Source organism: Nitrospira sp. (genome assembly GCA_029194665.1).
In the GTDB taxonomy this organism is placed as follows: domain Bacteria; phylum Nitrospirota; class Nitrospiria; order Nitrospirales; family Nitrospiraceae; genus Nitrospira_D.
Genome location: JARFXO010000005.1, coordinates 144826 through 155907, shown reverse-complemented (window position 1 = coordinate 155907; position 11082 = coordinate 144826). Strand labels below are relative to the sequence as shown.

Below are 11082 nucleotides of genomic sequence, written 5' to 3'. Positions count from 1 at the left end.
TCATTGTACGCTACCCCGTCTCCGGTCCCAAGAGCTCTCCGTTGCAGTCCACACAAGCCCAATCGCCGTCGATAAAAGACATGGGATCGCCGCAGATTGGACAGTCGGGTGGAGGACCCTTGTCAAGAAGTGGAAGATCGGGTAGCTCGATATCGTCCTCGTCCATGACTTGTTAGCCTTCCCGCTGTTTGATCTTCAATTGAATGGCCTTCTCGGCACTCTCGCGGCTCGGCACCCCGACGAAGGTCAATCGTCCATCGATAATCGTTGCAGGAACCGCTCTGACAGAATGGCGGTCAGCCAGTTCCTGACCGTCTTTCGTCGTAATATCAACTTCCCGATAGGAGAAGCTGTATTTAACCCTCAGCTGCTTCCACAGGCTCTTGGCGGAGGGACAGGCTCCACAACTGGGCGACACAAGTAACGTGATGTTCGGCATGGTGTTCCCCGAAACAGCTTCCCCATGTTTGTGATGTTCGGATCTTAGCACCGTGTAAAAAGCCCGCGCAAGGACGGTGCCAAGAGCAGCTCCAATCGCCGAGTCGCGTCGCTATTTTCAAGCTGGAAAGGTTTGGAAGGGAGGCGTATGGTATGGATGTCGCCCATGATAAATCCCATCTCGTATACGCTCCCGTGGCTGGCCGCCATGCTGCTGCTCTGCAATCCGGCAGCTCACGCTGAAGAAGGCCAAAATGATTCGCCCGCACTGCGTGTCTTGACCTACAACCTGCTGCACGATGGACCATGGTCTGGATTTTTCGAGAGCGGCACTCATCTCACTGAACGGCTCGACATGACAATCCAGGAACTGCGGCGGTTGCAACCTGACGTGATCGCGCTGCAAGAAGCGTCAGACAGTCGGAAGCATGGCAACGTGCCGCAACGGATCGCCGAGACGCTTGGGTACCAGATGGTGTTCGCTCCTGCGACGGAACATATCTTCGGAATCAGCCCCTTGGATCGGCTGATCACCGCAGCCATCGGCTTCAGAGAGGGACCGGCCATTTTAAGCCGATATCCGATCGTCGCCTCGGAGGTCTACGACCTACCTCGCTGCCAACGTCGACTGGATCCTCGCATTCTTCTGCGGGCTGAGCTCAATACGTCCAACGGACCAGTCCAGGTGTTTTCCGCCCATACCTCGAAAGGGGACGGATGCCAGCTCCAGCGAGTCGGAGAGTTGTTCCGTGAACATCGTGGAACAGGACGAGCCATCCTCATGGGCGACTTGAATACGGGAGAGCAATCTTCAGTCCTTGCCGAATGGCAGAAAGAACCCGGTTTCATCGATGTCTTCCGGGTCGCGAATCCAGGCGTATCGGGAGGTACCGTTTGGCAGGACATCTACGTTGAATGGCCCACCACCGATCGGCGCGTGGATTTTATTTTCCTGTTTGATGGAAGTACCGATAAGGGTCCGATCGTGCACTCAAGCCGTCTGGCATTTGACGAGCCTGGTCACCTCCCGAACGGTGACGCACTCTGGCCATCGGACCATCGCGGTGTGTTGGCGGATATTGAGTTTGTCCCTATCGACCGGCCACAGATAAGCCGACTACCCGACCGGAGCGCTCAATAGAAAGTCGGTGCAAGCGGACCTACCAAGACGCGACCAGAGATCTGTTCCAAACTCGTATTCCGTTGCCCCTGTATGATTCAAGATCCGACCCGGCTTTGTTTTGCTCCCAATGGATTTGGGCTGGTCTTTGAACAAGTCCTGGTAGCTATCTCGAAAAAGTTCCCGCAACTTGACGGCTCGGTTGAAATATCTCGGATACTGAATTCATGTAAAGGAGTCCTGAAAAAACTTACCCGGGAATAGAGCATCAGTTACTTATGCTGCAGTATTTTAACTGCTCACTTCAATCTGTTAAGCTTGAGAAACATCGAAAGGGTAATACTTGAGCATGCGATGTATTGCGATCCTATCAGTGCTGTTGGCGTTCGGCATGTCTGGTTGCAAGATGACCAAACGTGGCACGGCAACCTCCCCTGGTCAGCAGACCGCTGAAAGGCCATGGGAAAGAAAACGACCAATCAGTCAGCCACCGCAACAGTCCCCAGTGAATCCGACTCTTGGAACCTGGGAGAAGCTTCTGGAAACTGACCTCTATGAACTGTATGCGAGAAACTACGAAAAGGGATGGTGTTTCGAGGGAAGCCACGCTTGGTTAAGGCAAGTCTTTAAGGTAGGCGAAGATTTCGTCCTTGTGAATGATGACACATATACCGAAAGATTCGAACGAGAAATCCTCCCGCTGGTAAAGGCTCGGTGCAACCAGCTAAAAACAATCCTTGTTTTTAATTATATTAAAGGGGTGCGAATTGACTATCCGTCACTAAAAGAATCGACAGAAGTTCAGGAGATCCCGGGAGGTAATAGGCGCGTGCCCGACTTGCAGGACAAAGACGGGAGCTTAAGTCAGACAGAAGTAAGGATCGATTATTATGGCCATCACAAGTATTTTATGTACGGATATGAAAGCTTGCTAGACTTGCGCACACCCCGCCCAGAGCCCGAGAGCCAGGCTCAAGCTATTGCCAAGTATGAGGAGGTTCAGGATAGATGGAAAAAACGGGCAGATGAAGCTTATGCGCGTAAACGCGCTACCGAGGAGGCCGCCGAACAAAAGCTTGCCGCCATGAACAGGACTGGTGACGGGCAGTTAAACCTCTCTGGAATCGACAATGAACATAAAAGACTTTTCCTGATGATCTATGACGGGAACTTCCTTGATCTTTTGGAAAGAGAAGATATTCAGGATCTCCCGCTCATGATGTATAGGGGCATGATTATGCGCAACGACAAATTATGCCACGATTTTTTATCTCGAAATGCCGTCACGGTAGAGGAGACTTGGGAGCGTTTGGATCACATTGACACAAATTTCCTTGCTGGTATCGTAACGGAGCATTATGTAAAGGAAAAACTTATCATTACTATGGAGCCTCAATACCGTAACGCCTTTAAATTTGCCAGTAATAAAAATTTTAAGGACAACTACCTTGATAAGCTTATATCGGCGCTTACTGACCCAGACCAAAAGATCAACCACCGTCGCAACCCAATTGAGTCTGGCTGGGCTAAATCAAAGCCATTCAGGGATGCCATGAATGAACTAGTGAGAAAAATTGAAAAGTCCAAAAGTGCTTTGTCTCAACTGCTACCTCGGGAGTCCTGCGGTAAGCCAGGTACAGTTCGATTCATGGACAATATGACCCGATATGTAACCAACGACTATTCGAAGGAGCGTCCACCATCTGCCAATGGCACCTACCCCTACATAGAGAAAATAGGTGGGGTCTCAGGACGAAATGCTGAAATTGAACGTTTCTATGAAAACGTCCCCCCTACATTTTCACCGGATTTTCCTGTACCAGAGGAGGATGAACATATTTGGATTTGGATAAATAAGAATGCTGAGCGGCAAGCACTCAGATCCGTAAGTATTAAGAAATTTGGTCTAACGCATCTCACTGCGGACCGCTCATACACATCAATCATGCTACCTAGTTATGTGCGGCAAGCTCTTCAAGAGAAGAAGTATTCAATTGCCCACTGTGAATACCTTGTCAGCTCAGCAGCCGCTAAAAACCTCTTATATTGGAACGCCAACGGACCACTTCCGCCTGAATCCGTTCAAACCTTTGCCAAAAAGACTATCTTTGCACCACGAACGTCTTGTCCGGTGAACGTGCCGTCGCGCAACTGACGAGTCACGTGACTATTGATGCCACTCCGAGCTTCGTGGCACGCTTATCCAGGCCAGTGAGCCGGGCACCTCGATGCAGTTCCACGAAAACTCACCCCAACTACGCTTCGCTGCTGGTCGCTGGGATCGGGAAAGCCTTGAAGCCAGTAATTGGCGGTGCCCTGGCGATAGTGGCAATTGAGGATGCGAATCCCATCGACTTTGAACGTCTTGAGTATCTCAGCACTTTCTTTCTTCAGTAACGCATCTGTCGTATCGCGACCCAAGAACGCGAGGTTAAAAGGACCGGCCATATACCCCCTTAACCCATCGCGACGATTCCCGTAATAGTTCACGATCAACCGACGTCCCTCCGTATAGGGAAAACTCGGAGCGACGGTGTCAGGAACATCTCCATAGGAGACGATGTCCTCCGGATCATTTTCCAGGCGCTCAATCACCATCGGATAGCGCTCATCAGCGCGTACAGGGGGCTCGGGTCCGCGAATGAATTCCTCCCAGTTGCGCAGTAGTTGTTTGCCGCGATTACATCCCCCGTGCTGGAAGTGTGCAGCCGCGTTTGCTTTCATCTCAAGGACGACCTCGATTGGGCGTCGTACGGCTTCCCCAACAAGAAGCTCTTCGAGACTCAGCTCATCACGCAACCGTATAATCTCTCGAACAAGGATCGCCTTCCCGGTTTCATACATCTCGACATAGGTGTCGTAGTATGCAGGATCCATATAGACAGGCTCGTACCACTTCCATTCATAATGTTTCGTCACGATTTTCCCAAATAAACTTTGCGTTTCGGTTTCACCAACAAACTCATACGCTCCAGGTCTGTACACTGCGGGATTGCTCCCCAGCGAATCTCGACAATTCTCGCTATAAGCGTTGATCGCCCAGACAAAGCCACGTTTGCGTGGCGCGGCAACGTCTGTCAAGGGATTCAAGTCCTTTCCTCCCGTCAAGGCGGAAAACAACTTACCCACACCGATGAGTCCAGGTCGTGAGAGATCTGGTTCGAATCCATCACGATAAATGCTAAAGAAATCGTGAGATGCGATTTGGTGAATGAGTCGCCCATGGGTCACGTGCTCAAGGTAAGACGGCGTTACGGAAGACTGGTAGTTGACGTAATGTACCGTACGAGGTCGCGAATAGAGTTTGGCCATGGCGGGATCACGAATGCCCCGTTTGGCATAGTCGACAATCCCATCCAGCCGCGCGAGTTCAGGCCAATTTCGGTTGATCCCCCCATAGGCTATCTCCGGTGCTTGTTTCTCTGTTCGATGCGCCGGTCCGTACGTCGCCATTGCCAGTTCAACCTCCTCTGTAAGTTGGACTGAGCCTGCGGGAACCACCTCTCCGTTGGGTGTGACGGAAAGCGTTCGATGGTAATAGGTTGCGAAAATGATGAGGTCGGTTCCTGGGCATTCCTGCTGTGCGAGGGGAACCAAAACTTTATCTAGGACGCCTTGGGCGATGGCGGGGGTGATCGGTTCAGCACGGCCAAGATCGATGCCAACAGAATAACTCACACTCTCCACACATTTCCGGTAGACACGATCACGAACCCCAACCGTCACACGATCGTCGCTGTAAACGAGACGCGAATAATCTCGGTTCCCAGCATCGAACCGTCCAGGAGCTTTGTCTGGTGGCGGTGCTACCTCTGCCAATTGTGCGCGTACCGGAATTGCGTCCCAACGCATGCGAGCGAGTTTTGCATGCTCGACGTCGATGACCTTTGTCCACGAAGCACGTGTCTTTCGGTTTCCATGGAATGCCACTGCCACTACCTTCGCCCACTGTCCAACAGCGGGGGTGTCACATGTGACAACATCATCCTGGACCTGCATACCGTGAGTTTTAAGGATCTCTTTGTATGTGACGCCAAAATAAATCGGGAAAAGATCCTCAGTAAACGCTCTCGCAAAACTGGCCATGACATCATTGCTAGAGACGCCCATTTTGCCAAACGTGTTGGGTCCACTAAGGGCGATTCCCCTTACGTACCACTGTTGGAGCGCCTGACAGCGCTGCGCTTTCGTCGTTGCTTGAGCATAAGGAACGAAGGTATCCGGTAGAGACGCCGTCGCTGTTGCAGCAAAGCTTTTACCGCCTCGGAAAGATGCGCGATCGGATTCGATACGCTGAGCTGCCGCGATTGCGGCTGGCCAATCTCGCTCAGTTGAGGTTTTTGGGTTGTTGCTAAAGGCCGCCTGAATGTATTCGCGCATGAGGGAGTCAACCGGCCCCAATTCGCACGAGCCGATGTCTGCTGAAAGAGATTTGCGTTGGCTACTCGTTAAGGTGCTGTAGGCTATGCCAATTCTAGGGACAAACACATCATCAACGAAGCCTCTCGCAGTGATTGTTTGCATCCGATCTATATGGATATGGGGTGAGAACGCGTCTGGTCCAGCAATGGTCAATGTTGCCTCGTACCATCGCCCCAGCGCGGCGCATCGGGAAGCTTTCGATCCGCCTTCGCTCCAAGACACGGCCTCTGTGCGGGCCTCTTGCCGACCGTGCCCTGCACACGATGAAATGCACAGAAAGACAACACAAACGAGCGAGATCCTTAAAGAGAAAGAAGAGATCATTTTCCGCGAAGTACTGTAGCCTCTCAATCTAATCAACGCAATACTAATGATCTCTCAAAATCTAACTTATGATCGCGACGCTGATTGAAGGGTAAATCCGGCGACAGTCAGACCGACCTCGGTCGTCGCCAAGAAGCCGGACCAACTTCGGACAGGACAGTTTTCCACCCACAAGCTCAAGCTCAGCGCCTGAACATCGGCCTGGACCAATCTCTCCCTAACCGCTGATACGGACTCTGATACGATCGCCGCGTCGATTTTATTTTCTTGTTTGATGGGAGCAACCATAGACGTCCGGTCGTTCGTTCAAGCCGTCTGGCATTTGACGAGCCCGGTCACCTCCCGAACGGTGACGCACTCTGGCCATCGGACCATCGCGGTGTGTTGGCGGATATTGAGTTTGTCCCTATCGACCGGCCACAGATAAGCCGACTACCCGACCGGAGCGCTCGCTAAAAAGGTTCCAAACCCACATCCTTTTGCCATTGCATGATTCCAGGTCCGACCCTCACTCTGCTGTGGGAGCCTACCGCTTTTGGTTTTACATGCGAGGCAGCCTGCAGAACGCGAAACAACATGACAACACTCCTTGCTACGGCGGCGCGCGCTTGACCTCTCCATCGAACAGGCGCATCTTTCAGGCATGTACGCGTCGGGCGTTGGACCGGCCGCCTTGCTGGCCTTTTTTCTTCCGTTCTCGCCAAGTGCTGACTGGTCTCTGACACGGTTAGATTTGGCTCAGCTCGTATCAGAGAGCCACACACTCAGCGGTGAGGAACTGCTACGAATCGGCGAGACGCACGAGTTTCAACAGCACTTTCCTGAAACGCTCACGTACTACCAACTCGCCTTGTCGAGCTTCCGCGAAAAGAAACAGACGCGAGGCATTGCCGCCGCATTGGTGAAGATCGCTCGGGTCTACGAACGCCAGGGCAAGTTCCGAGATGCCGACGTTGCGTTGCAGGAAGCCGTTCCCCTTCTGGCTCGATCCTCCGATCGACTCGCCCATGCACAGGCTCTTTTGGTGGCGGGGCGTGTCTCAGCTCGATTGGGATATCTGGAAGAGGCGCGGACGTCGCTCAGTCGAGCCGTCACATTGTTTGATCGCGCCAAAGACCAGGTTGGACGTAATGAGGCAGTGATTCAATTGGGGCTGCTGCAAGTGGGCGACGGATCAAGCGAGCAAGGACTGTCGGCGCTCCAACAGGCCCGGCAGCAAGCGGGCGCCCGCCGAGACCGCAGGCAGGAACTGGCCGCCGTGGTAGCGCTGGGCACGGCCTCGTGGCTGTTGGACCGAACCACCGAAGCGCGCCGGTATTACGAAGAGGGACTCCAGCTTGCCGAACAGGAGCGGGACAGGCAGATCGGAGCCGTGCTTCGACTCCGGCTCGCTTATCTCTATGCGGAAGATGTCGGGCTGACCGACGCTGTCCAGGCAGCGAAACGCGCGCTCATTCTCTCTCAAACTCTGCGTGATGCCGCTGCGGAAGCGGCGGCATTGTCACTGCTGCGCCACCTCTACCGACAGACGGGACAACTTGCCCAGGCGGATGAGGCAGAGCAGCGCGCTCTGTTGCTCTACAGCCACCGCCAAATCCTCGTCCATGGAGGCCGGTAACCATACGCCACCCGCTTCCGTTCACCCTTCACCTCTTCTCTTGAGGATGCTTCAAATATTCTGCCCCGCCGCGACACATTCGCATAGCTCGTTCTGCATGCTCTACGACGCCACCACCGAAAGCCGGCCGCTGCGAGTCTGCGTGAAATACTTTGCTGCGAGAACTGGACAGGAGGCCCGGCGCAACACGGCTTCCGCCACGCTGCCCTTCACGAGATGGGAGAGCCCGCGACGGCCGTGCGTTCCCATGACAACGAGATCGCAGTCAGAGCTGTCGATGAAGTCGAGAATGGAATCGGCCGGCAGGCCGCCGCGAATCACCGTGCGTACCGAGACCCCCTGCGACTGAACCTCGTCCGCGACGAGCTTGAGTCGAGTGACAATCTGTTGCCGGTTCTGTTCCGCTGTGTGCCCGAATGTCAAATCGATCCCGTAGGAGAGAGGCTCCAAACTATGCAGGAGTATCAGGGACGCGTCAAATTTCTTGGCAATCTGAACACCATATCCCACGGCATCCAGCGAACAGTCGGAGAAATCAATCGGGACGGCGATCTGTTTGAACTGAATCGGTTTCTTTACGTCATGTCCCTCTACCTCCTCGTGTTTCCTGATCGTCAACACGGGACAGAGAGCCATGGTCAGGACTCGTTCCGCCGTACTGCCCAGGAGAACATGTCGAAGTCCGGTTCTTCCATGCGTGCCCAGCACAATCAGGTCTGCACGGACCTCCTGGGCCGTTTCGCAAATGATTGTATCCGGAATACCGGCCCGCTGCTGATGCTTCACGCGACCCGCTGGTTGCGCCAGTCGTCGAACGATCTCGTCCAATCGCTCGTGTGTCTCGCTCGGATCCTGGACGGTCGTGACATACGTGCCCTCATAGATTTCCAACACGTGCAGGATCGTCACTGTAGCCTCATAGGCGTTGGCGAGAAACGCCACATATTCTTCGGCATGATGTGCGCACGAGGAAAAATCCGTCGCGAAGAGGATTCGCTTGATTACGGGCTGTTCATCTCCCATGGGTCACCCTTCCATTGCACAGGCCTGTGCACCTGACGTTACGGTTCAGGCGATCGCGCCTCCTCGCGATCCTCCCCCCTCTGCACCTCGCTAAGACTGTACCCGGCCCTGGCCAGGACACGATGCAGAGTCGTAGTCACAGCGGGACTATCGGAATGGGGCATCACGCCGACAGTCGGGGCGGCACGGAGGGCAGCAAGAATTTGGATGGCTTCCTTGCCCAACAGATTGTCCCCACCCTCGTAGGGTCCACCGGGTGATTCTTCGATCTCGTCATGGCTTTGGAGAATCCCGCGGATCGTGGCTAGGATCGCCGGTGTCGGCGAAGGCATCAGCAATGTCGCCAGCGCACCGTGCTCCAATCGCAATCGCGCGAGCAAGGAGCCGAGTGGCGGCACGAGGACAGAATCGGCTTGCTCCAACTGTGCTCGTTGAATCGCGGGAAAGAGAATTTTTTCCTCCATCCCGATATGGCGCAACAGCCCTGCCCGGAATGCCTCGTATGAGACCGCGTCGATCTCTCCTCCTTGCCGGCAAGCCCGATCGAGCAGTTGCTCCAGACGCCGGTGATCCTCGGTCAAAAACCTTTTTATTGATCCCACTTCTGGCTGACCCTCGCTCATCTGTCACCTCTCGGTTCCTTCGGGATGCTTTCGACTCGCGAACGAATTTCTTCCGCTCACCACGCTTCGCAGATTACTCTAGATCAGCGTGAGACGGCAAAGACCGTACCGTTCGCGTCACATGAGCGATGCGAGGCCTAATCGATTCGCACAACTCAGTTTTGACACAAGCATACACCGATGGAGGACCACATCCTGTTCTGTGCATAGGACCCGTCGTTCGATACAATGGCCGTGCACAGCTCTAGCAGGCTGCGGAAAAACCCTCCGTTCATCCTTCGAGAGCCTCGGGACGAACGGAGCGGCCATTGAATTTACTGAGCTTTTCCGTTCGTGCTGAGCCCGTCGAAGCACAAAAATCAAGTTTTTCCGCGGCCTGCTAAATCCGACCCTACTATTTCCTCTCGGCCATCAATGGCTCATATTCGTCGGTCGAGGCACCTATCAGGCAACGCGGCACAATTCAGCGAGCGACCTGTCCGAAACGGCCGCGGTTAAAGTCATCGATAGCTTGGCGGATTTCCGCCGCGCTGTTCATGACGAATGGGCCCTGGCCGACAACCGGCTCTTTGATCGGTTCACCCGTCAACACCAGCAAGATGCTGTCGCGATCAGCATGAATGCTGACCTTCGAGCCATCGCGCTCGAAACGGACGACCTCCGCCTCCCCTGCCCGTTCGCTGCCATTGACGGTCACATAACCGGACAGTACCGCAATCATCGCGGTATGGCCTTCGGGCAGGTCAAGGGTGACGTCAGCGTCTCCGTTGAGCCGCACATCCCAGACATTCACCGGGCTGAATGTGCGCGCCGGACCGCTCGTGCCTGCAAAGTTGCCCGCGATGACGCGCACACGGCCCACGCCCTGGTCGAGATCAACAACCGGAATGTCAGCGTTGGTGATCGACTGGTAGCCGGGGGGTGACATTTTGTCCTTTGCCGGCAAATTCACCCACAACTGGACCATGCGGAACGGACCACCGGTCTTGGTGTAGGCCTGGGAATGAAACTCCTCGTGAATAATGCCGCCCGCGGCCGTCATCCACTGCACATCGCCAGGGCCGATCGTGCCGCCCGCGCCCGTCGAGTCACGATGTGACACCTCACCGTCGTATACGATGGTGACGGTCTCAAAGCCGCGATGGGGGTGCTCCCCAACACCGCGCGGCCTGTCTGCCGGCTCAAAGGCGTGGGGTCCGGCATAATCAAAGAGAAGAAACGGGCTGATAGACTGCGCATCGTCGCCGTAAAAGAGGAGTGAACGGACGGGGAAGCCATCGCCAACCCAGTGGCGACCATTGGCGCGCATGACCTGTGCGATCTTCTTCATTTTGACACCTCCAATTTTTGCACATGAAACGAAGACGTGTCGTGAGAGTATTCTCCGACGCGCCTGTGTAAAATACTAAGCACGGTACAAACACTTCTCAAGTACGGTCTTCAAGGATACTGTGGAACCTCACAGCTTGACATCCGTGGTTCATGGTGGTTCTTCGGGGACGCCTTGCCGAAGG

General features: G+C 54.4%; 9 protein-coding genes. 3 read left to right on the top strand and 6 right to left on the bottom strand.

Translation table 11 applies throughout. The features are described 5' to 3' along the window. Positions 1–10 precede the first annotated feature (10 nt). Both P0119_16740 and P0119_16735 read right to left on the bottom strand, forming a co-directional pair. Positions 11–166, bottom strand: coding sequence for a hypothetical protein (locus tag P0119_16740; GenBank protein ID MDF0667701.1), 156 nt, complete (start codon positions 164–166; stop codon positions 11–13). Between the two features lie 6 nt (positions 167–172). Further along, positions 173–439 carry a thioredoxin family protein gene (locus P0119_16735; protein MDF0667700.1) on the bottom strand — a complete coding sequence of 89 codons (267 nt, stop codon included), beginning with the start codon at positions 437–439 and terminating at the stop codon, positions 173–175. Positions 440–604: 165 nt separating this feature from the next. On the opposite strand from P0119_16735, the gene P0119_16730 reads away from it, so the two are divergent. Beyond that, on the top strand, positions 605–1579 hold the full coding sequence (locus tag P0119_16730; protein MDF0667699.1) for an endonuclease/exonuclease/phosphatase family protein: 975 nt from the start codon (positions 605–607) through the stop codon (positions 1577–1579). Positions 1580–1964: 385 nt separating this feature from the next. Beyond that, entirely contained in the window at positions 1965–3713 is a 1749-nt protein-coding gene (locus P0119_16725) for a hypothetical protein (GenBank protein ID MDF0667698.1), read from the top strand. Positions 3714–3757: 44 nt separating this feature from the next. On the opposite strand, the gene P0119_16720 is transcribed toward P0119_16725, so the two are convergent. Beyond that, positions 3758–5938 (bottom strand): hypothetical protein, encoded by a 2181-nt coding sequence (locus P0119_16720; GenBank protein MDF0667697.1) that lies wholly within the window; start codon positions 5936–5938, stop codon positions 3758–3760. Positions 5939–6893: 955 nt separating this feature from the next. Between P0119_16720 and P0119_16715 the strand changes: the two genes are divergently transcribed. Then, on the top strand, positions 6894–7922 hold the full coding sequence (locus P0119_16715; protein MDF0667696.1) for a hypothetical protein: 1029 nt from the start codon (positions 6894–6896) through the stop codon (positions 7920–7922). A gap of 102 nt (positions 7923–8024) precedes the next feature. Here the strand turns inward: P0119_16715 and P0119_16710 are convergent, their stop codons facing one another. The 3 genes from P0119_16710 to P0119_16700 all read right to left on the bottom strand — a co-directional run bounded on the left by P0119_16710 (position 8025) and on the right by P0119_16700 (position 10898). Continuing rightward, on the bottom strand, positions 8025–8945 hold the full coding sequence (locus tag P0119_16710) for a universal stress protein (protein ID MDF0667695.1): 921 nt from the start codon (positions 8943–8945) through the stop codon (positions 8025–8027). 38 nt (positions 8946–8983) lie between these two features. Beyond that, positions 8984–9568, bottom strand: a complete 585-nt coding sequence (locus P0119_16705) for a hemerythrin domain-containing protein (GenBank protein MDF0667694.1) — start codon at positions 9566–9568, stop codon at positions 8984–8986. A gap of 463 nt (positions 9569–10031) precedes the next feature. Continuing rightward, entirely contained in the window at positions 10032–10898 is an 867-nt protein-coding gene (locus tag P0119_16700) for a pirin family protein (protein ID MDF0667693.1), read from the bottom strand. Positions 10899–11082: the final 184 nt, after the last annotated feature.

Coding starts and splice junctions, on each gene's coding strand:
- P0119_16725 (MDF0667698.1), top strand. CDS start 1,965: ATGACCAAACGTGGCACGGCAACCTCCCCTGGTCAGCAGACCGCTGAA.
- P0119_16705 (MDF0667694.1), bottom strand. CDS start 9,568: ATGAGCGAGGGTCAGCCAGAAGTGGGATCAATAAAAAGGTTTTTGACC.
- P0119_16740 (MDF0667701.1), bottom strand. CDS start 166: ATGGACGAGGACGATATCGAGCTACCCGATCTTCCACTTCTTGACAAG.
- P0119_16735 (MDF0667700.1), bottom strand. CDS start 439: ATGCCGAACATCACGTTACTTGTGTCGCCCAGTTGTGGAGCCTGTCCC.
- P0119_16720 (MDF0667697.1), bottom strand. CDS start 5,938: ATGCGCGAATACATTCAGGCGGCCTTTAGCAACAACCCAAAAACCTCA.
- P0119_16710 (MDF0667695.1), bottom strand. CDS start 8,945: ATGGGAGATGAACAGCCCGTAATCAAGCGAATCCTCTTCGCGACGGAT.
- P0119_16730 (MDF0667699.1), top strand. CDS start 605: ATGATAAATCCCATCTCGTATACGCTCCCGTGGCTGGCCGCCATGCTG.
- P0119_16700 (MDF0667693.1), bottom strand. CDS start 10,898: ATGAAGAAGATCGCACAGGTCATGCGCGCCAATGGTCGCCACTGGGTT.